The organism is Williamsia sp. M5A3_1d, from assembly GCF_053345315.1.
The window spans coordinates 520,711-546,263 of record NZ_JBKEZX010000001.1; the positions used below are offsets into that span (position 1 = coordinate 520,711).

Annotated in this window: 21 protein-coding genes; 10 read left to right on the forward strand and 11 right to left on the reverse strand. The window is 69.0% G+C overall.

Annotated features, from left to right (window positions below; all coding sequences use genetic code 11):
• Positions 1-6: 6 nt before the first annotated feature.
• The 5 genes from ACLBW1_RS02645 to ACLBW1_RS02665 all read left to right on the forward strand — a co-directional run bounded on the left by ACLBW1_RS02645 (position 7) and on the right by ACLBW1_RS02665 (position 10,096).
• The gene (locus tag ACLBW1_RS02645) at positions 7-1,137 is read left to right on the forward strand and encodes a sensor histidine kinase (protein ID WP_447809925.1); all 1,131 of its coding nucleotides are present in this window, start codon (positions 7-9) and stop codon (positions 1,135-1,137) included.
• The gene (locus ACLBW1_RS02650) at positions 1,134-1,748 is read left to right on the forward strand and encodes a response regulator transcription factor (RefSeq protein ID WP_447809926.1); all 615 of its coding nucleotides are present in this window, start codon (positions 1,134-1,136) and stop codon (positions 1,746-1,748) included. The genes ACLBW1_RS02645 and ACLBW1_RS02650 overlap by 4 nt, the downstream gene beginning before the upstream one ends.
• A 64-nt stretch (positions 1,749-1,812) precedes the next feature.
• Positions 1,813-3,726 (forward strand): EAL domain-containing protein, encoded by a 1,914-nt coding sequence (locus tag ACLBW1_RS02655; protein ID WP_447809927.1) that lies wholly within the window; start codon positions 1,813-1,815, stop codon positions 3,724-3,726.
• A gap of 312 nt (positions 3,727-4,038) precedes the next feature.
• A complete protein-coding gene (gene gltB, locus ACLBW1_RS02660; protein WP_447809928.1) occupies positions 4,039-8,637 on the forward strand; it encodes a glutamate synthase large subunit in 4,599 nt (1,532 codons plus the stop codon).
• A complete protein-coding gene (locus ACLBW1_RS02665; protein ID WP_447809930.1) occupies positions 8,630-10,096 on the forward strand; it encodes a glutamate synthase subunit beta in 1,467 nt (488 codons plus the stop codon). The genes gltB and ACLBW1_RS02665 overlap by 8 nt, the downstream gene beginning before the upstream one ends.
• Before the next feature lie 68 nt (positions 10,097-10,164).
• On the opposite strand, the gene ACLBW1_RS02670 is transcribed toward ACLBW1_RS02665, so the two are convergent.
• The 3 genes from ACLBW1_RS02670 to ACLBW1_RS02680 are packed head-to-tail and all read right to left on the reverse strand — an operon-like array spanning position 10,165 to position 12,011.
• A complete protein-coding gene (locus ACLBW1_RS02670) occupies positions 10,165-10,404 on the reverse strand; it encodes a hypothetical protein (protein WP_447809932.1) in 240 nt (79 codons plus the stop codon).
• 36 nt (positions 10,405-10,440) lie between these two features.
• Positions 10,441-11,316 (reverse strand): SMP-30/gluconolactonase/LRE family protein, encoded by an 876-nt coding sequence (locus ACLBW1_RS02675; protein WP_447811114.1) that lies wholly within the window; start codon positions 11,314-11,316, stop codon positions 10,441-10,443.
• Between the two features lie 11 nt (positions 11,317-11,327).
• On the reverse strand, positions 11,328-12,011 hold the full coding sequence (locus tag ACLBW1_RS02680) for a helix-turn-helix domain-containing protein (protein WP_447809933.1): 684 nt from the start codon (positions 12,009-12,011) through the stop codon (positions 11,328-11,330).
• 47 nt (positions 12,012-12,058) lie between these two features.
• Here ACLBW1_RS02680 and ACLBW1_RS02685 point away from each other — a divergent pair, with 47 nt between their 5' ends.
• Positions 12,059-14,467, forward strand: a complete 2,409-nt coding sequence (locus ACLBW1_RS02685) for an acetyl-CoA acetyltransferase (RefSeq protein ID WP_447809934.1) — start codon at positions 12,059-12,061, stop codon at positions 14,465-14,467.
• Positions 14,468-14,470: 3 nt separating this feature from the next.
• Here the strand turns inward: ACLBW1_RS02685 and ACLBW1_RS02690 are convergent, their stop codons facing one another.
• On the reverse strand, positions 14,471-14,968 hold the full coding sequence (locus tag ACLBW1_RS02690; RefSeq protein ID WP_447809935.1) for an enoyl-CoA hydratase: 498 nt from the start codon (positions 14,966-14,968) through the stop codon (positions 14,471-14,473).
• A gap of 228 nt (positions 14,969-15,196) precedes the next feature.
• Here ACLBW1_RS02690 and ACLBW1_RS02695 point away from each other — a divergent pair, with 228 nt between their 5' ends.
• Complete coding sequence (locus ACLBW1_RS02695; RefSeq protein WP_447809936.1) at positions 15,197-15,361, forward strand: hypothetical protein; 165 nt, start codon at positions 15,197-15,199, stop codon at positions 15,359-15,361.
• Positions 15,362-15,463: 102 nt separating this feature from the next.
• Here the strand turns inward: ACLBW1_RS02695 and ACLBW1_RS02700 are convergent, their stop codons facing one another.
• Both ACLBW1_RS02700 and lysX read right to left on the reverse strand, forming a co-directional pair.
• The gene (locus tag ACLBW1_RS02700; RefSeq protein ID WP_447809937.1) at positions 15,464-16,354 is read right to left on the reverse strand and encodes an alpha/beta fold hydrolase; all 891 of its coding nucleotides are present in this window, start codon (positions 16,352-16,354) and stop codon (positions 15,464-15,466) included.
• Positions 16,351-19,707: a bifunctional lysylphosphatidylglycerol synthetase/lysine--tRNA ligase LysX gene (gene lysX, locus ACLBW1_RS02705; protein ID WP_447809938.1), complete on the reverse strand. Its 3,357-nt coding sequence runs from the start codon at positions 19,705-19,707 to the stop codon at positions 16,351-16,353. Before lysX ends, ACLBW1_RS02700 begins: the two co-directional genes overlap by 4 nt.
• A 102-nt stretch (positions 19,708-19,809) precedes the next feature.
• Here lysX and ACLBW1_RS02710 point away from each other — a divergent pair, with 102 nt between their 5' ends.
• The 3 genes from ACLBW1_RS02710 to ACLBW1_RS02720 all read left to right on the forward strand — a co-directional run bounded on the left by ACLBW1_RS02710 (position 19,810) and on the right by ACLBW1_RS02720 (position 22,192).
• Positions 19,810-20,040, forward strand: coding sequence for an RNA-binding S4 domain-containing protein (locus ACLBW1_RS02710; protein WP_447809939.1), 231 nt, complete (start codon positions 19,810-19,812; stop codon positions 20,038-20,040).
• A gap of 28 nt (positions 20,041-20,068) precedes the next feature.
• A complete protein-coding gene (gene rraA, locus ACLBW1_RS02715) occupies positions 20,069-20,545 on the forward strand; it encodes a ribonuclease E activity regulator RraA (RefSeq protein ID WP_447809940.1) in 477 nt (158 codons plus the stop codon).
• A gap of 93 nt (positions 20,546-20,638) precedes the next feature.
• The gene (locus ACLBW1_RS02720; protein WP_447809941.1) at positions 20,639-22,192 is read left to right on the forward strand and encodes a succinic semialdehyde dehydrogenase; all 1,554 of its coding nucleotides are present in this window, start codon (positions 20,639-20,641) and stop codon (positions 22,190-22,192) included.
• Positions 22,193-22,196: 4 nt separating this feature from the next.
• On the opposite strand, the gene ACLBW1_RS02725 is transcribed toward ACLBW1_RS02720, so the two are convergent.
• From ACLBW1_RS02725 to ACLBW1_RS02745, 5 genes are all read right to left on the reverse strand, one after another.
• A complete protein-coding gene (locus ACLBW1_RS02725; RefSeq protein ID WP_447809942.1) occupies positions 22,197-22,667 on the reverse strand; it encodes a hypothetical protein in 471 nt (156 codons plus the stop codon).
• Between the two features lie 155 nt (positions 22,668-22,822).
• Entirely contained in the window at positions 22,823-23,353 is a 531-nt protein-coding gene (locus ACLBW1_RS02730; RefSeq protein WP_447809943.1) for a copper resistance CopC family protein, read from the reverse strand.
• Positions 23,350-24,015: a YcnI family copper-binding membrane protein gene (locus tag ACLBW1_RS02735; RefSeq protein ID WP_447809944.1), complete on the reverse strand. Its 666-nt coding sequence runs from the start codon at positions 24,013-24,015 to the stop codon at positions 23,350-23,352. The genes ACLBW1_RS02730 and ACLBW1_RS02735 overlap by 4 nt, the downstream gene beginning before the upstream one ends.
• A gap of 91 nt (positions 24,016-24,106) precedes the next feature.
• A complete protein-coding gene (locus ACLBW1_RS02740) occupies positions 24,107-24,790 on the reverse strand; it encodes a hypothetical protein (protein WP_447809945.1) in 684 nt (227 codons plus the stop codon).
• 17 nt (positions 24,791-24,807) lie between these two features.
• A complete protein-coding gene (locus ACLBW1_RS02745; RefSeq protein WP_447809946.1) occupies positions 24,808-25,503 on the reverse strand; it encodes a DUF6474 family protein in 696 nt (231 codons plus the stop codon).
• Positions 25,504-25,553 lie beyond the last annotated feature (50 nt).

Below are 25,553 nucleotides of genomic sequence, written 5' to 3' on the forward strand. Positions count from 1 at the left end.
GGTCCGGTGAGCACGGATGCGCGCACCACGATGATCGCGGAGTGGTTCCGCGCGCGAGGGCGCGGTGATCTGCGGTGGGTGTTCCCCGCGATCTGGCTCATCTTCCTGACCTATCCGGTGGTCGGGTTGCTCTCCGCCGACGAGACCCCCACGCGCACGGCGATCGGCATGGCCCTCATCGCCGCCTTCGCCGTCACCTACGTCCTGTCGTGCGTCCACGTCATCCCGATGCGGCACAACAATCCCGACCAGACGATCGCGCTGCGGTACTTCGTCGCGCTCGCGGCCATCGCGGTGGCGACCACGCCGATCCTCGCCGACGGCAGCCTGGCGTTCGGCCCGTTCCTCATCGCGATCACCGTGTTCGGGTTGCCACAGCGGTTCGGGGTCGTGGTCACCGCCGTCGTGATCGGTCTCGCGGTTCTCGGACCCGAAGTCATCCCCGGCTGGGACTTCGACCCGGGAACCGTCATCGCGCTGATCGTTTCGGGCGGGGCGATGTTCGCCGCCCGCAATCTGCAACTGCGCGAGCGCGAACGTGACGCCGCCGAGACCGCGCGCCGCGAGCTCGACGAGCAACTCGCGGTGGTGGCCGAGCGTGAACGTGTCGCCCGCGACGTCCACGACATCCTCGGACACTCGCTGACGGTGATGACACTCAAGACGGAACTGGCCGGTCGCCTCGTCGACATCGACCCGCAGCGGGCGAAAGCCGAACTGGCCGAGCTGCACACGATGTCGCGCCAGGCGCTGGCGGAGGTGCGGGCCACCGTCGGCGGGCTCCGCACACCCGACCTCCGCACCGAGCTCGCCGCCGCGCGCACCGCGTTGACCGCCGCCGACATCGTCGCCGATCTGCCCCCGGCGCCCGCAGACCTCGCGCCCACGCGCTCGGCGCTGTTCGCGTGGGTGTTGCGCGAATCGGTGACCAACGTGGTGCGCCACAGCGGCGCGGCCCGGTGCAGCGTCTCCGTCGCCGACGACCGACTCGAGGTGGTCGACGACGGCTGCGGCATCCCCGATCACGCCTTCGGCAACGGGTTGCGGGGGCTCACCGAACGCGTCGAGGCCGCCGGCGGCGACCTGCGCGTGCGTGCGACCCCCGAGGGAACCGCCGTGGAGGTGATCCTCGCGTGAGCGAACCGATCCGGCTTCTCCTCGCCGACGACCAGGCGCTGGTGCGCGGCGCTCTCGCGGCCCTGCTCGATCTCGAGAAGGACATCGCCGTGGTCGCGCAGGTCGGCCGGGGCGACGAGGTGGTCGACGCCGCGCGCGCGGCGTCGGTCGACGTGTGTCTGCTCGACATCGAGATGCCCGGTGCCGACGGCATCGAAGCCGCCGCCCGGCTCAGGGCGGCACTCCCGCAGACCCGTTCGTTGATCGTCACCACCTTCGGTCGCCCCGGGTACCTGCGACGCGCGGTCGAGGCGGGCGCGTCCGGATTCGTCGTGAAGGACACGCCCGCAGGTGAACTGGCCGATGCGGTGCGACGCGTACACGCGGGCCTCCGGGTGATCGACCCGACCCTGGCGACCGAGAGCCTCACAGACGGCGACAGTCCGCTGACCGAGCGGGAACGCGACGTGTTGCGAGCGGCCCTCGACGGCGCGACCGTCGCCACCATCGCCGGTCAGGTGCATCTCACTCCGGGGACGGTGCGCAACTACCTGTCGAGCGCGATCGGCAAGACCGGCGCGACCACCCGGGCCGAGGCCGCCGTCACCGCCCGCCGCCGCGGCTGGTTGTAGGCGCCCCGCTAGGCTGCTGCGAAACCGAGCGGGGTGCAGAAGAGCTGCCTCGACGGGGGAAGCGATGGCAGACGACATGGTGGGGTCTCTTGATGCGCTGATCGGCCCGGTACACGGGCGGGTCCGGTCGGTCTATCAGCCGATCGTCGAACTCGAGACCCGCACCGTGGTCGGGTACGAGGCGCTCGCCCGTTTCCCCCATCGGCCCGGACTGGGTCCTGCCGAGGTGTTCGCCCGGGCACGCGCGTCCGGGGTGCTCGGGGATCTCGACTGGGCCTGTCGTCGTTCAGCCATGATCGGTGCGTCACGTGCGGGGATACGTGCGCCCCTGCACCTCTTCGTCAACCTCGAGCCGAGCGTTCTCGGATCGCCGGCGCCGTGGGCGGCGGTCGACGCCCGGATGGTCGCCGAGTCCGTCGCGCGGGTGCCCACCGTGATCGAACTGACCGAACGGGCCCTGCTGACCGATCCGCGCGCCGTGCTCTGGGTGGCGGACTGGGCGCGGGAGATGTCCTGTCTGGTCGCCCTCGACGACGTCGGGGTCAACCCCGAATCGGTGGCGATGCTCGCGGTGGTGCGACCCGACATCGTCAAACTCGACCGTGTGATGCTCGGTGATCACCTGACCGCCGAGCAACGACGGACGCTCGAGGCGGTGTGGGATCACGTGGGCGACTCCGACGGCCGGATCCTCTGCGAGGGCGTGGAATCGGAGCTCGACCTGCGCCGGGCACGGTCCCTCGGCGCGACGATGGTGCAGGGTTTCCACCTGGGGCATCCCGGACCGCTTGCGGTCACCGCCGACGCCGTGGCCGCCGCGCGGAGGTCGCGGGTGCTCCACATGGCGCGCGACCGCCCGCGGTCGACACAGGTGACCCCCGCCGACATCCTCGGCCGCGCCGGCACCCGGGTGTCGCAGGTGGACGAGATCGCCTCTCTCGGGCGAGCCTTCGAAGCCGCGGCGAGCCGCGACCGGACGACCGGCACGGTCTTGCTGTCGGTGCACCTTCCCGAGATGTTCACCCCGGACGCGGCGGCCAGGTACGCCGATCTCGCGAAGACCAACACCCTCGTCGGTGTCATCGGTGTGGGTGAGGACCTCCCGCCCGGGGTACGCGGCGCCAGGATCGCGCCGCTCCGCGATCACGTCACCATGGCCGTCATCGACGGGGACACCTCGATCGCGGTGGTGGCGCGCGATCTCGGTGACCCGGGCCCCCTCGGGGACCGGCGATACGAGTGGGCGGTGACCCACGACGGTGTCGAGGTCGCGGGCATCGCGCGCTCGATGCTCCGGCGACTCACGTCGTCGGCGGTGCTGGAGCCCGGCGAGACCCTGTACGCAGCGGACCACGACGTGGGTGCGGGGGAGGAGCGACAGCGGCTCTCCGAGATCACCGCACTCGCCGGCGGCCTCGTACCGGGCGCGGAGACCGTGGGGCTGTCGCTGGTGTCCCTCGATCATGGTCTGGCCACGGTCGCGGCCGCCGACGCCCACCCGGTGGTGCTCGATCGGCTCCAACGACTCCACGGCGTCGGACCCAGCCTCGAGCCCTCGGGTGACGACACCGTGATCCTCATCTCCGATCTCGCGACCGATCCCGGCTGGATTCGATACCGGACGGTGCTGGGCGCGGCGGCCCCGGTCGGGTCGGTGATGTCGTTCCGGCTCTTCACCGGGTTGGGGGCATCGGGATTCCTCACCTTCCACACGCAGCGGTCGCGCGCCTTCGACCCGGCGGCGATCGACGCGGCCCACGAGGTCGCCTCCTACCTGCAGCAGTACTGGATGTCGTTGCGGTCGAGTCGGAGTCACGACACCGCGACGTCGATCCCCCGATCGGCACTCTCGGCGACGATCGACAGCGCGGTAGGTGCCGGATCATCCGCCCTCCCCGCAGTGCGCGAACTCTTCGACACCGCGGTGCGAGAAGGACGCACCCTGTCCGCGGTCGCGGCCGACGCCACGCGGGGGTGAGCACGCCGCGGTCGCCCGGATCCCTGGTGGGTGGCGATTTCTGTGGTAGCCGCCTGGCGTGAGAAAATTGTCCGATGATCACGCGCAGGGCGACCCCTTGCCGGGGTCGTCGACGCCACGTCCGGTGACGGACTGGCGCGCACCGTTGGAGCAATGGGGCTGCAACGAGAGGTGCGGATGCCATCGGCCAGGGCGTATTCCCTGGTCAGAGCCGTGATTAGGTTGTCCTCATAAGGGTTTGCCGCGCGGTGGTGCCGTAATCTGGCAAGTAGTGAGGCGTTCTCGCGTTACGCGATGTAAGGGCGAACAACAATGAAGCAGGCACCCGGCCCCCAGGGGCTCTACCACCCGGTCAACGAGCACGACTCGTGCGGCGTCGCCTTCGTGGTCGACATGCACGGTCGTCGTTCGCGCGACATCGTCGACAAGGCGATCACGGCGCTGGTCAATCTCGAACACCGCGGGGCAGCGGGTGCCGAGCCGAACACCGGCGATGGCGCCGGCATCATGATCCAGGTCCCCGACGCGTTCCTGCGTGCGGTCACCGATTTCGAACTCCCCGCCGAGGGTGAGTACGCGACCGGCATGGCGTTCCTCCCGCAGGGTTCGGGCGATGCCCGCACGGCGTGCGAATCGGTCGAGAAGATCACCGAGTCGGAGGGCCTCACGGTTCTCGGGTGGCGCGAGGTGCCCACCGACGACACGTCGCTGGGCGCGCTCGCCCGCGATGCGATGCCGACCTTCCGCCAGATCTTCGTCGGCGGTGCCTCGGGCGATGAGCTCGAGCGCCGCGCGTTCGTGGTGCGCAAACGTGTCGAGACCGAACTGGGCAGCAAGGGCGCCGGCCAGGACGGGCCCGGTCGCGAGACCGTCTACTTCCCGAGCCTGTCGGGGCGCACCTTCGTCTACAAGGGCATGCTGACCACCCCTCAGCTCCGCGGGTTCTACCTCGACCTGCAGGACGACCGGGTCGAAAGCGCTCTGGGCCTTGTGCACTCACGCTTCTCCACCAACACCTTCCCCTCGTGGCCGCTGGCGCACCCGTTCCGTCGCATCGCCCACAACGGTGAGATCAACACCGTCACGGGCAACGAGAACTGGATGCGCGCCCGCGAGGCCCTCATCGACACCTCGGTCTTCGGTCCCGACACCGCCGAGAAGATCTTCCCGGTGTGTACCGAGGGCGCCTCGGACACAGCGCGTTTCGACGAGGTGCTCGAACTGCTGCACCTCGGTGGCCGTTCGCTGCCGCACTCGGTGCTGATGATGATCCCCGAGGCGTGGGAGCGCCACGAGAGCATGAAGCCCGAGCATCGGGCGTTCTACGAGTACCACTCGACGCTGATGGAGGCCTGGGACGGTCCCGCGTCGGTCTGCTTCACCGACGGCACGGTCATCGGTGCGGTGCTCGACCGTAACGGCCTGCGCCCCAGCCGTATCTGGGTCACCAAGGACGGTCTGGTCGTGATGGCGTCCGAGGTCGGTGTCCTCGACATCGACCCCGCCGACGTCGTGCAGAAGCTGCGTCTGCAGCCCGGCCGCATGTTCCTCGTCGACACCGACCAGGGCCGCATCGTCGACGACGCCGAGATCAAGGACGAGCTGGCGTCGCTGCACCCGTACCAGGAGTGGCTCGACAAGGGCTTCCTCCGGCTCGGCGACCTGCCCGACCGCCCGCACACCCACATGCCCCACGATCGGGTCCGTCTGCGCCAGCAGGTGTTCGGATACACGAGCGAAGAGCTCAGCCTCCTCGTCACACCGATGGCGGCCAGCGGAGCCGAAGCGATCGGCTCGATGGGCACCGACACCCCCATCGCCGTGCTGTCGCTGCGTCCCCGGACGCTGTTCGACTACTTCCAGCAGCGCTTCGCCCAGGTCACCAACCCGCCGCTCGACGCCATCCGCGAGGAGGTCGTCACCAGCATCGGTGTGACCATCGGCAAGGAGGGCGACCTGTTGAACCCGACGGCCGATTCGTGCCGTCAGATCGAGCTGCCCCAGCCGATCCTCGACAACGACGCGCTGGCCAAGCTGGTCCGCATCAACGACGACGGCAACTACCCCGACTTCCGCAGCGTGCAGATCCGTGGCCTGTACCCGGTCGCCGAGGGCGGCGAGGGGATGCGTCAGGCACTGGAGGACGTACGTCGTCAGGTGTCGGAGGCCATCGCCGACGGTGTCCGCCTGATCGTGTTGTCCGACAGGGAGTCCGACGAGAAGCTCGCCCCGATCCCGTCGTTGCTGCTCACCTCGGCGGTGCACCACCACCTGGTGCGGGAGAAGACCCGCACCCAGGTCGGGCTGCTCGTGGAGGCCGGTGACGCACGCGAGGTGCACCACATGGCGTGCCTCGTCGGGTTCGGCGCCGCGGCCATCAACCCGTACATGGCACTCGAGTCGATCGAGGACATGGTCGAGCGCGAGGTGCTCAAGAACGCCAAGGGTGAGCCGCTCGATTTCGCGACCGCACAGGCGAACTACGTCAAGGCCGCGGGCAAGGGCGTGCTCAAGGTGATGAGCAAGATGGGCATCTCCACCCTCGCCTCGTACACCGGTGCGCAGCTGTTCCAGGTGATCGGCATCGGGCAGGACACGGTCGACGAGTACTTCACCGGCCTGCTCAGCCATCTCGACGGTGTCGGCCTCGACCAGATCGCCGCCGATGTGGCCGCGCGTCACGCGCTGGCGTTCGAGGCCCGTCCCGAGGAGCGTGCCCACCGCGAGCTCGAGGTCGGTGGCGAGTACCAGTGGCGTCGTGAGGGCGAGTACCACCTGTTCAACCCCGACACGGTGTTCAAGCTCCAGCACTCCACCCGCACCGGCCAGTACTCGGTGTTCAAGGAGTACACGAAGCTCGTCGACGATCAGTCGCGCAAGATCGCCTCTCTGCGTGGCCTGTTCGACTTCAACTTCGGTGACCGCGACCCCATCCCGATCGACAAGGTGGAGCCGGCGAGCGAGATCGTGAAGCGGTTCTCGACCGGCGCGATGAGCTACGGCTCCATCTCCGGTGAGGCCCACGAGACACTGGCCATCGCCATGAACCGTCTCGGCGGCCGGTCGAACTCGGGTGAGGGCGGCGAGAGCGTCGACCGCTTCGAACCCGACGAGAACGGCGACTGGCGTCGCAGCGCGATCAAGCAGGTCGCCTCGGGTCGATTCGGTGTGACGTCGCACTACCTGACGAACTGCACCGACATCCAGATCAAGATGGCGCAGGGTGCGAAGCCCGGTGAGGGCGGCCAGCTCCCGCCGCACAAGGTGTACCCCTGGGTCGCCGAGGTGCGCGGTTCCACGCCGGGCGTCGGCCTCATCTCGCCGCCGCCGCACCACGACATCTACTCGATCGAGGATCTGGCACAGCTGATCCACGACCTGAAGAACGCCAACCCGGCCGCACGTGTCCACGTGAAGCTCGTGTCGGAGGTCGGTGTCGGCACCGTCGCCGCGGGTGTGTCGAAGGCGCACGCCGACGTGGTGCTCATCTCCGGTCACGACGGTGGCACCGGTGCCACGCCGCTGACGTCGGAGAAGCACGCCGGCGCGCCATGGGAGCTCGGCCTGGCCGAGACCCAGCAGACGTTGCTGCTCAACGGTCTCCGTGATCGCATCGTGGTCCAGGTCGACGGTCAGCTCAAGACCGGACGCGACGTGGTCGTGGCCGCACTGCTCGGCGGCGAGGAGTTCGGTTTCGCCACTGCGCCGCTGGTGGTGTCGGGCTGCATCATGATGCGTGTCTGCCACCTCGACACCTGCCCCGTGGGTGTCGCGACGCAGAACCCGCTGCTGCGTCAGCGCTTCACCGGCAAGCCCGAGTTCGTCGAGAACTTCTTCATGTTCATCGCCGAGGAGGTGCGCGAGCTGTTGGCGCGCCTGGGTTTCCGGACGTTGCAGGAGGCGGTCGGGCAGGTCAAGGCCCTCGACACCACCAAGGCGCTCGCGCACTGGAAGGGTGCCAAGGCCGGCAAGCTCGATCTCTCGCCGATCCTGGCCGAGGCCGACTCGCCGTTCATGAACCAGGATCTGTACTGCTCGGGCAGCCAGGACCACGCGCTCGACAAGGCGCTCGATCAGCAGCTCATCGCGCAGAGCCGTCCGGCGATCGACAAGGGTGAGCGCGTCTCGTTCACCTCGGCGATCTCGAACGTCAACCGCACGGTCGGCACCATGCTGGGCCACGAGGTGACCAAGGTCTACGGCGCCACCGGACTCCCCGAGGGCACGGTGATCATCGACTTCACCGGGTCGGCGGGCAACAGCTTCGGTGCGTTCCTGCCCAAGGGCATCACCCTGCGGCTCGAGGGCGACGCGAACGACTTCGTCGGCAAGGGCTTGTCGGGTGGACGCATCGTGGTGCGGCCCTCGACGGTCGCGCCGGAGAGTTTCGTCGCCGAGGAGAACATCATCGCGGGCAACGTGATCGGGTTCGGCGCCACCGGCGGCGAGATCCTGCTGCGCGGGGTGGTGGGCGAGCGGTTCTGCGTCCGCAACTCCGGCGCCGTCGCGGTGGTCGAGGGTGTCGGCGACCACGGTTGCGAGTACATGACCGGTGGACGCGTGGTCGTGCTCGGCGACACGGGGCGCAACTTCGCGGCCGGCATGTCCGGCGGTGTCGCATACGTCTACGACCCGTTCGGCAAGCTCCCCGACAACCTCAACACCGAGCTCGTGGAGCCCGAGGCGCTCGAGGACGAGGATGTGGAGTTCCTGCACGGGATCATCTCCAAGCACCGCAGCGAGACCGAATCCCCGGTGGCCGAAGCCATTCTGGCCGACTGGGACAACACGCAGGGCAAGTTCACGAAGGTGATGCCGCGGGACTTCAAACGCGTCCTGGCGGCCATCGCCGACGCCGAGAAGGCCGGGCGCGACGTGGACGAGGCGATCATGGAGGCAGCTCGTGGGTGATCAAAAGGGTTTCATCAAGTACACCGAGCGGGAGCTCCCGGAACGTCGGCCGGTCGATCTGCGGCTGATGGACTGGAAAGAGGTCTACGCCGAGCACGACCACGAGACGCTGCAGCGTCAGGCCAGTCGGTGCATGGACTGCGGGATCCCGTTCTGCCACAACGGTTGCCCGCTGGGCAACCTGATCCCCGAGTGGAACGACCTCGTCTACAAGGGGCAGTGGGAGGACGGCATCGACCGCCTGCACGCCACGAACAACTTCCCGGAGTTCACCGGGCGGTTGTGTCCCGCGCCGTGCGAGGCGTCGTGCGTGCTGGGCATCAACCAACCCGCCGTGACGATCAAGCAGGTCGAGGTGGAGTTGATCAACAACGCCTTCGACAACGGCTGGGTCAAGCCGGTGATGCCCACGAAGGAGACCGGCAAGACGGTCGCCGTCGTCGGTTCGGGGCCTGCGGGTCTCGCTGCGGCACAGCAGCTCACCCGCGCAGGCCACACCGTCACGGTGCTCGAGCGTGCCGACCGCATCGGTGGGCTGCTGCGCTACGGCATCCCCGAGTTCAAGATGGAGAAGCGCCACATCGACCGCCGGGTCGAGCAGATGGAGGCCGAGGGCACGGTGTTCCGCACCGGCGTCAACGTCGGTGTCGACCTGTCGGTGGAGGAGCTGCGGTCGTCCTACGACGCGGTGGTTCTCGCCAACGGCGCCACCAGCTGGCGCGATCTGCCGATCCCCGGCCGTGAGCTCGAGGGCATCTACCAGGCCATGGAGTTCCTGCCGTGGGCCAACAAGGTGCAGCTCGGCGACGACGTCGTCGACGCCGACGGCCAGCCGCCCATCACCGCGAAGGGCAAGAAGGTCGTCATCATCGGTGGCGGCGACACCGGTGCCGACTGCCTCGGCACGTCGCTGCGCCAGGGCGCCGAGATCGTCCACCAGTTCGAGATCATGCCGCGACCGCCGGACGAGCGCGCCGAGACCACACCGTGGCCGACGTACCCGCTGATGTTCCGTGTGTCCTCGGCCCACGAGGAGGGCGGCGAGCGGGTGTTCTCGGTCAACACCGAGAAGTTCACCGGCGAGAACGGCAAGGTCACCTCGCTCTCGGCGCACGAGGTCGTGATGAGCGGCGGCAAGTTCGAGAAGGTCGAGGGCTCGGAGTTCGAGCTCGAGTGCGATCTCGTGCTGCTGGCCATGGGCTTCGTCGGACCAGAGCGCGAGGACTTCCTCGACAAGCTCGGCGTCGAGTACAACGGCCGCGGGAACGTGGTGCGCGACGACGACTTCCAGTCGACCGTGCCCGGCGTCTTCGTCGCCGGTGACGCCGGCCGCGGACAGTCGCTGATCGTGTGGGCCATCGCCGAGGGCCGCTCCGCGGCCGCCGGCGCCGATCGCTACCTCACGCAGGAGACCTTCCTGCCGGCACCGATCGTGCCCACCCAGGCACCGCAGCGCTGAATTCGCTGTTCCACCACAACGCCCCTCGCCGATCATGGCGAGGGGCGTTGTGCGTTGGTGACGTCGTTTCAGGGAATGCGGCGTAGGAGCCGTCGCACGAGGATGTTCGCGGTCACCATCAGGACGGCGATGACGGTTCCCTGGACCCACCACGTCCACCACGGCACTGCGCCGCTCGCACCGATCACGGCCGACGTGACGATCAGGACCATGAACATGACCGGGAGGATCTGGCCCCGCCAACCGCGCGAGTTGTACCAGAACCGGTTCGTGGGCAGCGGTTCGTGAACGTGGTCGATCGGTCTCATCGGTTCGATGTCCATGCGTGAGGATTCGCCAGGTCTCTACGCCGGCAGTTGCACGGCGAGCAGCTTGCCGTCGGTCGCGACCTTGCGGGCGTGTTCGTCGAAATCGGGTGCAGCGCAGACGAACAGCGTGCGACCGTCGGATCCGCCGAGGCCGCAGGCGAAGACGCCGCTGTCGAAGTCGTACTGGTCGACGACACCGCGACCCTCGGCGACACGAGCGATGCGGCCACCGAGCGCGTCGGCGACGAGCAGGGTGCCGTCGGTGTCGAGGCAACAGCCGTCCGGCGCGAGCGTGATGCCGCCCATCACCGATTCGATGCTCGTCATGTCGGGCAGCTCGCCGAACACCGCCCAGTCGGTGCGCTCCCCGAGTGAGCCGTCGTCGGCGATGTCGAACGCACTGATCCGGTTGCCGAGCGTCTCGTCGACCAGGAGCCGCCCGTCGCCGGTGAGGGCCATGCCGTTGGGGAAGTACAGCTCGTCGGCGACCACGCGAGCCGATCCGTCGGGCTCGACGGCGATGAGTTGCGCACTCGACGGTGTCCCGCCGTTCATCAGGTCGAACCCGAAGTTCCCGACATAGGCGCGCCCGGTCGCGTCGACGAGCATGTCGTTGAGGTGCTCGGTCACCAGGTGTGACAGGTCGGCATGCACCACGAGTTCCCCGTCGTGCCCGCGTCGGAGGATGGTGTGGTCGCGCATCGAGACGATGAGGAGTTGCCTGTCGGGCAGCCAACCCAGGCCCGAGGGTTGCTGCGGCACCTCGGCTTCCACACGCACGTCGGAGCCGTCGGCGCGGGCCGAGATCACCTGGTGGGTGTAGAAATCCGACACCCATACGCGGTCGTCGTGCCAGCGCGGGCACTCGAAGTAGGTGTAGTTCTCGAGGACGACGGTCGCATCGGTGGCCATACCCGATCCGATCACGGCCACGGCTCGGCGCGTGGCGGAATGGCGCCGACGATGGGTGCGACCGTGCGCCGCGCGAAGGTCCGTACCGCCGAGGGATCGGTGAGATCGACCGCCAATCCCGGTGCCATCAGGTACGACAGCCCGAGGTGGACCAGCGCGTCGGCCTGCTCGTCGGGATCGCCGACCGCGATCGAACCGGCCCGGTGCGCGCGACGTAGGTTCGCGGCGACGGCCGACCATGCGAGGCGCAGCGGCGACGGATCCCCGCCGGACAACGCCGCGAGCAGCTCGCCACGGCGCGCACGGTCGGCCAGCAGCGGGTCGTCGTCGAGAGCGAGACAGATCGCGAAACCCTCCACCACCTGCTCGACCGGATCGGTCACCACGGCGAACCGGTCGACCATCGATCCGACGACCTGACCGACGAAACGCACGAGCGCCGCCTCGAAGAGGTGGTCGCGACTGTCGAAGCGGCGGAACACCGTGGCTCGGCCGACACCTGCTTCGCGGGCGACGTCCTCGACCGTCGCCTCGCGGGTGCTGCGGCGACCGAGGACGGCGAGCGCGGCGTCGAGGATGCGGTCGTCGGTGGTGTCGGTGTCGTCGGTGCGGTCGGGGACGGGCGAGGAGGAGCCCAAGGCTTGCGTCACAGCGCGGGCGAAGAGGTCACCCAGTGGTGCACCCGGTCGCGTCATGCCGACGATGATCGCACGAACCGAGAGCGATATGAGACGATTAGGCCATGAATAGTCTCACCGACCTCGATCCGTCCACGCCGGTCATCGTTGGGGTGGGCCAGGCGTCGGAACGGATCGGCGAGCCCGGATATCTCGCGCGTTCGGAGGCCGACCTCGCCGCCGACTCCGTCCGCGCTGCGCTCGACGACACCGGGTGCACGCGCGAGGGTGTCGCATCCGTGATCGACACCCTCGGCAACATCCGGTCGTTCGAGGTGTCGAGCCCGCTGTCGTCGTCGCAGCTGGGTCGGCCGGCGAACATGCCGGGTGCCATCGCGGGGCGGGTGGGCATCGACGCGCGTCGGCTCATCGCGGAGGTGGTGGGCGGGCAGAGTCCGCAACACCTGCTCACCGAACTCGCCGGCGCGATCGCGGCAGGCGACTCCGAGGCCGCGGTGATCGTGGGGGCCGAGGTCATCTCGACGGTCCGCGCGATCACGTCCGATTCCGAGGCCACCCGTCCCGACTGGAACGAGCCCGCCGACCCTGCGGCAGATGCACGTCTCGAGGACCGCGGATTCGGTCTGCGCGGCATCACCACCGTCGGCGAGGTCCGGCACGGGCTGATGGTGCCGGTGCTGCAGTACTCGGTGATCGAGAACGCGCGTCGTGCGCGTCTCGGCGCCGACCGCGCGACCTACACCCACTCGATGGCCGAGTTGTTCGCGCCGATGACCGTGGTCGCGGCGAAGAACCCGCACTCGGCGTCACCGGTGGAGCGCACCGCCGACGAGATCGCCTCGGTGGACGAGTCGAACCGGCAGGTCACCGATCCGTTCCCCCGCCTGATGATCGCGCGCGACCAGGTGAACCAGGCGGCGGCGGTCGTCGTGATGTCGGTGCGGCGTGCTCGGGAGCTCGGGGTGCCGTCGGACCGGTGGGTGTTCCTCCACGGACACGCGGATCTGCGCGAGAAGCGATTGCTCGACCGGCCCGACCTCGGCGCCGCGCCCGCGGCGGCCGCGTCGGTCTCCTCGGCGCTCGAGGTGGCGGGGATCGGTCTCGACGACGTGAACGCCATCGATCTCTACAGCTGTTTCCCCGTCGCGGTGTCGGCGGTGTGCGACGAACTCGGGCTCGCGCCGGACGATGCGCGTGGCCTCACCGTCACCGGCGGATTGCCCTACTTCGGTGGGCCCGGCAACAACTATTCGATGCACGCGATCGCCGAGGTGGTCGACCGTGTACGCGCCGAGCCCGGTGCCTACGGACTCGTAGGGGCGAACGGCGGTGTGCTGAGCAAGTATTCGACCGGTGTCTACTCGACCAGCCCGGTGGCCTGGAGGCAGTCGGACAGTGTGCGAGTGCAGGCGCAGCTCGATGCGGTGGCCGACGTCGCGGTCGTCGATCGCGCCGATGGGCCAGCGGTCATCGAGACGTTCACGATGTCGTACGGCCGGCGCGGACCGAAGTCGGCGATCGTGATCGGGCGACTCCTCGACACCGACGGAGAGAAGGGGCCGCGGTTCATCTCGACCGTCCACCGGTCCGACGAGGCGATGATGACGCACCTGACCGACACCGACCAGCCGATCGGGACACCGGTGGTCGCGCGATCGTTCGCCGACGGCAATCGTGTGAGTCTCGACGTCGCGACGATGGATGCGTTGAATCCCGTCCGTGCCCCGGGCTTTCGTGACGACTACAGCGGAGTCCTGGTACGACGCGACGGCCACCTGCTCGAGGTCACCATCAACCGGCCGCAGGCGCGCAACGCCCTCGACGCGGCCACCAACGCCGAACTCGACGAGGTCTTCGACGCCTACCTCGCCGATCCCGACCTCTGGGTCGCGATCCTGACCGGGGCGGGCGACAAGGCGTTCTCCTCGGGCAACGACCTCGCGGCGACGGCCTCGGGGGCGATGTTCTCGGTGCCCAAGAACGGGTTCGCCGGGCTGACGAGCCGGCCGAACCTCACGAAGCCGGTGATCGCGGCGGTCAACGGCCACGCCCTCGGCGGCGGGTTCGAGATCGCGCTCGCCTGCCACATGATAGTCGCCGACGAGCGCGCGACGTTCTCGCTGCCCGAGGTGAAGGTCGGATTGGCCGCTCTCGCCGGCGGACTCGTGCGATTGCCCCGACTGCTGCCGCGGTCGATCGCCATGGAGATGATCCTCACCGGCCGCCGCATGCCGGCGGCCGAGGCCCTCGAGCGCGGCGTGGCCTGCCGCGTCGCACCCGAGGGCACCGTGATGGACGCTGCACGCGAGCTCGCGTCGCAGATCCTCGCCTGCTCGCCGACGTCGGTGCGCGCCTCCCTCATCGGCATCGCCGAGACCCAGGGCATCAGCGATCCCGTCGTCGCGGCGTCACACCCGACCACCGCCATGGACGAACTGTTGGTCAGCCAGGACACCATCGAAGGCGTCACCGCCTTCGTCGAGAAGCGTGACCCGGTCTGGCGGGGGCGTTAGGCCTTAGGGCGCGATGAAGTAATAGCTTGCGCCGTAGCCCTGGACGACCCTGACCGGATTGTTCGCCGCGTAAGGCGCTACCCCGAGCTGGACGAGGCCTGACCCGGTCGCGAGGTCGCGGGTGACCTTCTCGCCCGGCTTGGTCCCGAACACGACGGGGAAGAAGGTTCGGATGTCGAAAGCCTTGGCGCTTGTGAACGAGGTACCGATCAGCAACTTGCACTTCGGGTTCTTTGCCCACCCTCTGCCGTTGCCGGTGAATCCGTATGACCTCAGCGTGACGCGGGTGACTCCGCGCTTGGGCGAGCTGAGGCGGACGTTGAATGCACCTCGGCAGAAGTCGTGATCACCGAAAGCCCCGATGTCGTCACTGAACTGCGACACCTTCGGGATGTCCTTCGGCGGCGCGGCCGACGCCGGTGCGGCAACGACCACACCTCCGGTGAGGGCTGCGCCGGTGATGGCGACAGCGGCGATGAATGAACGAATGCGTGCGCGCATGGTGATCTCCCCGCGGATCTCGTGGACGCCCCGTCGGCGTCGCAACGAGAAGTCACCGTACCGGACGTACGAACAGCAGCGGTACGGGTGGTCGGGGTTGTCCACAGGCTGCGCGGTCCCGAATGCGTGTCCTTCACCGGGATCAGCGAGTCACATGAGTAACATGCGTCACACCGGTGCTCGGGTCGACGGGTGTCGGACTGAACGAAACAGGGGATGTGATCCTTCGTGAAACTGACCACGAACATTCATCACGCACGTACTGCCCGACCCACCCACGTCTTCGCGACCCGGCCCGGGGGACTGTTCACACGACACCGCCTGGCGCGTCGCTGGCCCGAGGGCGGCGAACGCATGGTCACCGCGGCCGACCTGCGCGCTTTCGGCCTCTGACCCGTCCGCGGCACGACACGTCGGCCCAACTGGTGCGAACCAGGGCCCAACTGGCGTGAACAAGAGCCCAACTGGCGTGAACAAGAGCCCGACTGGCGTGAACTAGGGCCCAGCTGGCGGGATGTGGCCGGCGCGGCGGGCGAGGCGGTCGATGTAGTTCGCCGTGTCGACCGGGTGTTGGGCGACGACGAGATGATTGGCCGGACTGATCTCCTCGTACACGCCGCCGAGGACCTGCGCGTACCGCCGGTGTCGCCAGCGCCACCACCGCAACCACAACCCCGCCGCCGGTAGTGCCGCGAGCACGGTCACCGCGGCACGCACCGCGCGATCGTCCCGCCGCCGCAACGCGATCAGATCGCGACTGATCGTGGGAAACGCGGCGTTCTCCACCAGCGTCGCCCGCAGCATGTCCGACCGACCGAACACCCGACGGGTCCAGAACCGTTGCGCTGCCGTGTATCCCCCCGGCGGTGTCGGCAACACCGAGTCATGTGCCGCGGCGCCGAACAGCTGGGGCAACCGCAGCATCTCCGCCACCGCGACCGCGCGGTGGCAGTTGCGTACGCGCAGAGCCGTCGGCAACACCCGCCAGGGGAACATCACGTAGGTGCCGTCGATCATCAGCACACCGGCGGTGCGATCGGGACGCTCCCGGGCGAACGCCTCGGCGTACATCGACGACATCGAATGCGCGGCGATCACCACCGGCTCGTCGATCGCGAGCGCGTCGAGCACGCCGAAGATCCTGCTGACCTCCCCCTCGAGCGTCGGCCACGCGTCGCGGGGAAGCGCCTCGCTCGCACCGTAACCCGGTCGGTCGAAGCGGATCACGGTGTACGACGACGACAACGCGTCGGCGAGCTGGTCCAGGTCGAACCAGTTGCTGCCCAGCGCCGCCAGCAACAGAACGGGGGGACCGACGCCCTCGGTGATCACGTGGGTGGACAGACCGTCGATCTCGATCAGCTGTCCGGGCAGATCCTCACTCACCGGGGTCTCGCCAACGGGAAGGCGAGCGTCTCGCGGATCGTTCTGCCGGTCAACAGCATCACCACGCGGTCGATGCCGATCCCGAGACCGCCGGTCGGCGGCATCGCGTACTCGAGAGCGTCGAGGAAGTCCTCGTCGACCTCCATCGCCTCCGGGTCGCCCCCGGCGGCGCGTTCGGACTGGGCGGTGAGACGGGCCCGCTGCTCCACCGGGTCGGTGAGTTCGCTGTAGGCCGTGCCCAGTTCGACACCCCAGGCGACGAGATCCCATCGCTGGGCGAGATCGGGTCGATCGGTATGCGACCGCGTGAGCGGCGACACCGACGTGGGGAAATCGACGTAGAACGTCGGCATGGTGGTCCGATCCTCGACGAGGTGTTCGTACAGCTCGAGCACCAATTGACCTGCATCCCACTCGGGTCGGTGGAGTATCGCCAGACTGTCACAGATCTCGCGCAAAGCGGCCGCATCGGTGTCAGGTGTGACGGGCGCGCCCACGGCATCGGCCACCGAGCCGTGCACGGTCCGGATCGGCCAGTCGCCGGAGATGTCGACCGGGGTCATCGCACCATCGGGACCGGGCCGCATGGCGACGGCGCGACCGTGCGCCGCGACGGCCGCGGCCTGGATGAGCGAACGCGTCAGGTGCAGCATCGTCATGTGATCGCCGTGGGCGAGATATGCCTCGAGGCTGGTGAACTCGGGATTGTGGGTGCTGTCGACACCCTCGTTGCGGAAGTTCCGACCGATCTCGAAGACCCGCTCGATACCGCCGACGCACAGACGCTTCAGGTACAGCTCCGGAGCGATGCGCAGATAGAGGTCGAGGTCGTAGGCGTTGATGTGTGTGCGGAACGGTTCGGCGTTCGCGCCGCCGTGCACCCGCTGCAGGATGGGCGTCTCCACCTCGAGGAAACCCTGCGCCACGAGGTGATCGCGGATCGCTCGGATGGCCAGGGCACGGATCCGCAACGCATCGGCCGCCGAGGGATCCACGGCGAGCTCGACATGCCGCAGCCGCACCCGGGCGTCGGGGTCGGAGAGTCCACTCCACTTGTCGGGCAACGGATGCAGGCATTTGCCGAGCATGGTCCAGTCGTCGGCCAGCACCGACTCCTCGCCCGACCGACTGCGACCACGACGCCCACGTACCGACACCAGATCACCGAGATCGGCGAACTCGGCGAACCGGTGGGCGATGTCGGGGTGCTCGCCGGCGTCGAACAGCACCTGCATCGACCCCGAGGCGTCGCGTACATCGGCGAAGATCACGCCACCGAGGTTGCGGGCGCGCAGGATCCGCCCCGCGATCTCGACCGGTCGACCGGCCTCCTCGGCCAGCCCTTCGGCCACGGTGTGGGTCGGGGGCTGTGCGGCCGGGTAGGCGTCGACACCGGTCGCGGTGAGCGCTGCGAGCTTGGCCATCCGTACCCGCACCTGCTCGGGTCTGCGCGGACCGGCCGCCAGAACCTCGGCATCGGTGCGGATCTCGTCGATCACCGCGTCGATGTCGACCCCGGCCGGGATCGCCGGCGTGGTACCGACGTGCCGCCGCGAACCCATCCGGTTGCGCCGGATGTGGGGCATCGTCACGAAACCCTCGGTGACGATGGCGGCGACACCCGCGCGGAGGATGAGCCGCGCATCCTCACAGCACAGGAAGCGGGGCGCCCACAGCGGGAGGTACTTCGCGTTCGATCGGTACAGCGACTCCATCTGGACGAACCGTGAGGCGAAGGTGAGCACGCCGTGGGCCCCCTTCATCACGGGCCCGGCGCCGATCTCGCCGCCGCGTTCGAACACCGTGCGGAACGCCGCGAAGTTCAACGAGATCCTCCGGACGCTGAATTCACCTGCCCGCAAGGCGAATTCGGTGACCATGAGCTCCACCACGCCGTTGACCGCGTCGCGGTCCCGTCGCATCAGATCGAGAGACGCCCCCGTGCGGCCCCAGGGCACGAACGACAGCATGCCGACGACGCGCTCGGGTCCGTCGCCGGCGATCACGGCCTCCACCAGCAGACACCGGTCGTCGTGCCGGTCGCCGAGTCGGCTCAGGGCCATCGCGAAGCCCCGTTCGTCCTCGGTGTTGCGCCACCGGTCGGCGCGGTCGATGACGGCGGCCATCTCGTCCTCGGTCAGGTCACCGTGATGGCGGATACGCACGGTGACACCGGCGCGACGGGTACGGGTGACGGCCTGTCGCACGCCACGCATCTCGGGTCCGTTGATGCGGTAGGCACGCGCATCGACCACCGCCTCGTCACCGATGTTGAGCGCCGTCATCCCCGCCGCGGCGTAGGCGGTCGCCCCGCGCTCACTGGCGCCCATGGCGGCGGGATGCCAGCCGTATCGGTCACAGAGGGTGAAGAACTCGGCGATGGCGTCGGGCCAGAACCGCGGATCGCCGATGGGATCGCCCGAGGCGAGCCCGACACCGACCTCCACGCGGTAGGTGATGGCGGCGTGGCCGTTGGGTGCGAAGACCACCGCCTTGTCGCGACGGGTGGAGAAGTAGGCCAGCGAGTCGTCGTCGTTGTAGGCCGATATCAGCGCGCGGATCAGGCGCTCGTCGGGTGGGGTCATCAGCCCGGCGAGACGTTGTGACCGGAACAGCACGACCGCCGCGGCGATCAGCGCGAGAGCGCCGAGCAGACCGAGGAGCGAGTTGATGACGGTGTAGGTGTGGTTCCCGTCGAAGGTGCGGGTGTCGACCGACGCGAAGGTCACCACGCGGTTGAACGCGTAGGGCAGTCGCTGCTCGGAGCTGAGATCGCGCGGGAACGCCTCGACGAGTCCCCACCCGACGAGCGTCGCCGCGACCAGCCCGCCTGCGAGCACGCCGAGCGCCGTGAGCAGTGCGCCCCGGCGCACGCGTGTGTAGAACTGCCGATACCGCAGGATCAGGTAGCCGACGACGACGACGTCGATGACGAGGCCGATCGCGACCCCCACCCGTCCGGCCATCGAGACCTCGTACTCGCGGGCCACCGACGGGACGAGATAGATGCTGTTGGTGCCGGCGAACAGCACGATGTATCCGACGGTGAGCCACCACGCGACGCGCTTGCGAGCCGACAGCGCGACGGCGAGCAGCACGAGGACGAACGCCCACGCGAAACTGGTGTCGGGTGCGGAGATGACATAGGTGTCGATCCAGTCCCTGGGCACCGCGACGATGTGACGGACGGTGACGGAGATGCTGCTGACGAGGGCGAACGCGGCCAGGACACCCACGACGCGACCGGCGAACCGGGGTGCACGTCCACCGTTGCCCGACGGGGTGCGGATGCGTTCGAGGATCCGCGCGGAGCGTTCGACCGGATCGTGCCGCGCGGTGACGGTGGTGGTCATCGAACCGACCTCCTCTCCTGTCACAGTGGTGGCGGTGACATGGTGTCACCTGCGCACCTGTGACGTCAGCGGGTGTGGGCGACCGGCGACGAGGAGCGTGGCATGACAGAGGTGTCCGGCGAGGTCGAGATCACCGACGACTCCATCCGCCTGGGCCAGTTCCTGAAGCTGGCGAATCTGATAGAGAGCGGCGCCGAGGCGAAGACGGTGATCGCCGACGGCGAGGTCACCGTCAACGGCGAGGTGGAGACGCGACGTGGTCGGCAGCTCGTGGTCGGCGACGTCGTCGCCGCAGGCGGCGTGGCCCTGCGCGTGACCGGCCCCGTCGCCTGAACCGATCCGGCACCTAAGCTGACTCACCGTGAGCGAATCGACTTTCCAGGCCACCGCCGACCTCGTCGACGAGATCGGCCCCGACGTCCGTAGCTGCGACACCCAGTTCCGCCAGTTCGGTGGCCGCCGCGAGTTCTCCGGACCGGTCCGCACCGTGCGTTGTCACGAGGACAACGCACTCCTCAAATCCGTGCTCGGGACACCCGGCAACGGTGCCGTGCTGGTCATCGACGGCGGAGCATCGGTGCACACGGCGCTGGTCGGCGACCTGATCGCCGAACTCGGGCGCTCGAACGGATGGGCCGGTGTCATCGTGCACGGCGCCATCCGCGACTCCGCCGTCATCGGCGGTATGGATTTCGGCTGCAAGGCGCTCGGTACCAATCCGCGGAAGTCCACGAAGACCGGCGCCGGCGAGGCCGATGTCGACGTCGCCTTCGGTGGCGTCACGTTCCGTGTCGGCGACGTCGTGCACAGTGACGACGACGGGATCGTGGTCGTCTAGCGATATCGGCTCTGGGCGAGCCGAGAGCGACCGCCTACACTGACAACATTGTGTGTCAGATCGGCACACCGCTTGCGAGGAGATGAGCCCCCGATGGCGAGACCGGACACCGCGACCTTCGACCGTCTTCGTCGACTGGTCGCCATCGACCAGTACGACACCCGACCCACGCGGTCGGTGCTCGAGGCCTACAGCGGCACCGAGATGACCACCATCCCGATCGGCACCGCCGAGGATCTCGAGGTGGCCGTCAACCGCGCCCGCGCCGCGCAGGCCCGCTGGGCCGCGACGTCGCCCAAGGAGCGCGCCGACCTGCTGCTGCGTTTCGCCGCGCTCGTCTTCGACCACCGCAACGAGCTGATGGACATGGCCCAGGCCGAGACGGGCAAGGCCCGCTCGTACGCCCAGGAAGAGGTCATGGACGTCGCGCTCACCGCGCGCCACTACGCCAAGACCGGCCCGAAGACGTTGGCCGCCAAGAAGGTCAAGGGCATGATCCCCGGCGCCACCGACGTGCGGGTGCGCTATCAGCCCAAGGGCGTCATCGGCGTGATCTCGCCGTGGAACTACCCGGTCACCCTTGCCGCATCGGACGCCGTCGCCGCGCTCATGGCGGGCAACGCCGTGGTGATCAAGCCCGACAGCCAGACCCCGTACTGTGCGCTGGCCGTGGCCGAACTGCTCTACGAGGCCGGTCTCGAACCCGAGCTGTTCGCCGTGGTCCCCGGCCCCGGCGGTGTCGTGGGGCAGGCGCTGGTGAAGACCGCCGACTACCTCATGTTCACCGGGTCGTCGGCGACGGGCGCGACTCTGGCCGAGCAGGCCGGCAGCCGCCTCATCGGTTTCTCCGCCGAGCTCGGCGGCAAGAACCCGATGATCGTGACCTCCGGCGCGAACGTCGACAAGGCCGTCGAGGGCGCAGCCCGCGCCTGCTACTCGAACTCCGGTCAGCTGTGCATCTCCATCGAGCGTCTGTACGTCGAGAAGCCGGTGGCCGACGAGTTCACCCGCAAGTTCGCCGCGAAGGTCGCCGCCATGAAGGTGGCGCCGGTCTACGACTTCGACGCCGACATGGGCTCACTCGCCTCGCAGGCCCAGATCGATGTCATCGACGCCCACGTGAAGGACGCCACCGCCAAGGGCGCGACCGTGCTCGCCGGCGGCAAGAAGCTCGACGAGCTCGGTCCGTTCTTCTACGCCCCGACCGTGCTCAAGGGCGTCAACGAGCACATGGAGTGCTTCGCGACCGAGACCTTCGGGCCGCTGGTGTCGGTGTACGAGGTCGACTCGGTGGACGAGGCGATCAAGCTCGCCAACGACACCGACTACGGCCTCAACGCCAGCGTCTTCGCCGGGAGCACCGGCCAGGCGCGCGACATCGGTGCTCAGCTGCGCGTCGGCACCGTCAACGTCAACGAGGGCTACGCCGCCGCGTGGGGTTCCACCGCCGCACCGATGGGCGGCATGGGCGTCTCCGGCGTAGGCCGCCGCCACGGCACCGAGGGCCTCCTCAAGTACACCGAGCCGCAGACCATCGCGACACAGCGCGTGATCGGGATCGACGGCATCCGCGGTGTCCCGCGCAAGCTGTTCCTCAAGCTGGTCCCGACCTCGATGAAGCTCCTGCGGTTCCTGCCCGGTCGCTGATCGATCAGCTGCGACGTCGGCGACGACGCCTGCGCCGCAGCGCCACCGCGAGGACCACCACACCGGCGGCCACCGCGTAGGGCACGGGGTTGATCGGATCCTGCGTCGACAGCGCTGTCGGTGCAGTACGCCGCAGCTGCGTGAACCGGGCGGTCTCGTCGTCCACCGCAGGCGCCGGCAAATCAGGTGTCGGCAACTCGGGCGGCGGCGGCGGCTCGGGTGTCGCGACCGACGGGGTCGGCGGGGTGTCGTGCGGGGACGAGCGAGGCGGAGCCTTCTTCGCCGGTGTCCGGCTCCCCGGCGAGGTCGACGCTCGTTTCGCGGGTGCCTTCTTCGCCGCAGCCTTCTTCGCCGGTGCTTTCTTGCCGGGCGATTTCTTCGCGGGAGCCTTCTTGGCGGCCACCTTCTTGGCGGGTGTCTTCTTCGCCGGTGGCTTCTCGGGTTCGTCGGGGGTGCCGGCGGCCGGTTCGGTCATCGTCGATTGCTCCCTGCTGCGAGGTGGCGTGTCACACGTCGATGCCCATCATGCCGGGGCGAGACCCCCTCGCGCGCGACGTTGGTGACCCTCACAACCGACGATGCGGTGCGCCGGGGTCCGGCGCACCGCATCTGTCGACAACCGCGGATCGGTCAGGTACGCGTGCGTCGCCGCACCACGAACACTGCCGCGCCACCGACGACCACCACCGCGATTACCACGTAGACCCACACCGGGATCCCCGAGCCGCCCGAGGAGTCCGAGCCGTCGGCCGAGGGGCCCGGGGTACCGGTCCCCGCCGTGGTCACCGTGAACGGCACCTGACCCGAGACGGGGTGACCGTCTGCGGAGGTGACGCGATAGTTGATCCGGTACTCACCGGCAGGACCCAGCGGACGCAGCGCGATGCTGATCCGCTGCCCGACCACCTGGGCGTCACCCTGCTGCCAGAAGTTCTGGTCGGGTCCGACCACCGTCAGGGTGTCGTAGCTGTCCTGCAGCGCCTCGTTGAAGGTGAGCGTGACCCGCTGCGGGCCCGCCGACACCGACGCGCCGCGAGCCGGGTCGGAGCCCACCAGCGAGGAGTGCGCCGAGGCCGGCCCGGCGAACGCGATCGACGCCAGCACGGCGAGGAACGCGGTCAGCGCGCCCCCGACGAGCCGACGGGCGACCGACGAGGTCATGCCTTCCGCCGGAAGGCGAGACCGGCTGCGGCGAGACCGATCACGCCGACGGCCAGTCCCGCGCCGCCGAGCCAGCGCGCGGTGGTGTCGCTGCCCGACGAGTCCTCGGCGCCGGCCGCGGTGGCCGACCCGTGGTGGTCGTCGGACTTCGCCGCCAGCTCGATCTCCGGTGCCGGGTGCTCGGGCTCCGAGCCGTCGGCGAGGGGTGCCTGGTTCCAATCGACACGCTCACCGTCGGAGTAGGTCTGCACGGCGGGGAAGGTGACCGACTCCTTCTCGGGCAGCGGTCCGGCGCTGAGAACGAAGCGCTGGAACTGTCCGGGCGCGACGCCGGTCGCGCCGGGTGTGGTGGTCCACGTGACCGACGTGGCCTCGTCGGTGGTGGGGTCCTTGGTCACCGCGGCCTGCCACCCCGGGATCGATTCCGGGCGAGCCGATTTCAGGTTCGGCAGGGTGATGGTCAGGCGGGTCGTGGCGGCGTTGGTGTCCGTCTCGTTCGGCACGTTGAACGTGATGACGCCGTATCCGCCCTGCGCGAGGCCGGGGGAGGTGGCGGACACATGCGCCGAGGCGGTGGCCGGTGCGAGCACCGCGCCGAGGCCGACCGTGGCGACGGCGGCGGCGAGCGCGACCGGGACGCGGACGCTGTGAAGGGTGTTCATGACAGAGAGATCCTTACTGAGGAGAAAAGTCGGAACACCGCCTGCGTCGACCCGGAGGAAGGCAGGCGGTGGATGTGCCCTGAGGGCGGTGTCAGGCGACGATGCCGACGGCCGGCGGACCGCGTGTCCCGGCGCCCGCGGCGCGGTCGATGCGGCGGGCGACCACGAGCGGCGTGACCGTGACGACGGTCGAGACGCCCTGGGCGAGAGCGGTGATGGGTCGGGTGAGCACGGCGACGACGACGGTCGCCATCCCCGACACGGCGCCCGCGAGGGCGACGAGGACGACGCACACGGGAATGGCCACCAGGTGCGTCAGGAGCATGAGCAGACCGTCGGCCGACCCGGGGTGGGCGAGCACGGCCAGGTGGTCGAGGAGCATCGACGATCCACCGCCGGCCGAACCGTGTGCGGCGTGGCCGGTGCCACCCATCACCTCACCGGACGGCATCACGTGGTGATGCCCCGCGGAGCCGGTCGGCGTCGACATCCCCGGCATGGATGAGGCCATCCCGACGGAGTGCGACATCCCCACCGAGAGCGCGAGGTGGGCGACCGCCTGTCCTGCGGAGAGGATCAGCAGCAGTCCGAGACGACCGCAGCGCGGCCCGGCGAAGATGCCGGCCACGACACCCACGAGCAGTGCGGCGCAGACACCCAGCGGACCGGGTGCGGAACCGGAGGCGATCGCGTGGGCGCCGACGGCGAGTGCGGGGATCAGTGCCGCGACCGCGGCCCCCCGGACCGACACGACGCCGGCGACACGAGCGCTCACGGCGCGACGATCACCGCTCAGGGACGCACCCCGAGGCGGGCCAGCAGATCGGCGTTGATGGCGGTGAGTTCGGTCGAGATCGCCTTGTGCGCTGCGCGTCGACGTGGCGCGGGCATGTGCTCGGCCGCCTCGGTCGCCGCGGTGAGATCGGTGAGCCGGGACTGCATCGTCGAGACGAAGGTCTTGGTCTCGGCGTCGTTGTCGCGGGTACCGGCGAGCGTCGACAACGACCGCCTGGCGCCCGCGATCTGCGCCGACAGTGCCGCGCCGTGGCCGCTGTACTGGTTGATCTCGTCGACGGGGACGCCGACGCGCTCGGCCTGATAGCGGGTGAGCTGTTCGCGGGCGAGCACCGATCCGCGGTAGGCGAGCGGCACAACGATGGGCGAGGCGACCTTCGCGATCGACAGGTAGCGCTTGACCTTTCGCGGGGTCAGCGACGTACCCGCTGCGGCGGCGTCGGCCTTCGCCTTGGCCACCTTCACGCTCGCCTTGTTGGTGTCGGTGACGGCCTTCACCACGGCCTTGTCGGACTTGCGCTGGGCGCGCAGCGTCTTCTTGGTGAGCTTCGCCTCCTGGCGCCTACGCGCCTTGCGATCTCGCTCGACACCGCGGGAGTTCAGGCGGGCCTCCAACTTCGCCTTGGCCTTGAGGGCCTTGGCCTGGGCTTTCCTCTGCGCGCGCGTGCTGCGTCTCGAGGTGAACAGACCCATGAATCGGATCCTCCCGGTTGAAGAAATGTCTCGGCATTACGGTAGAAGAA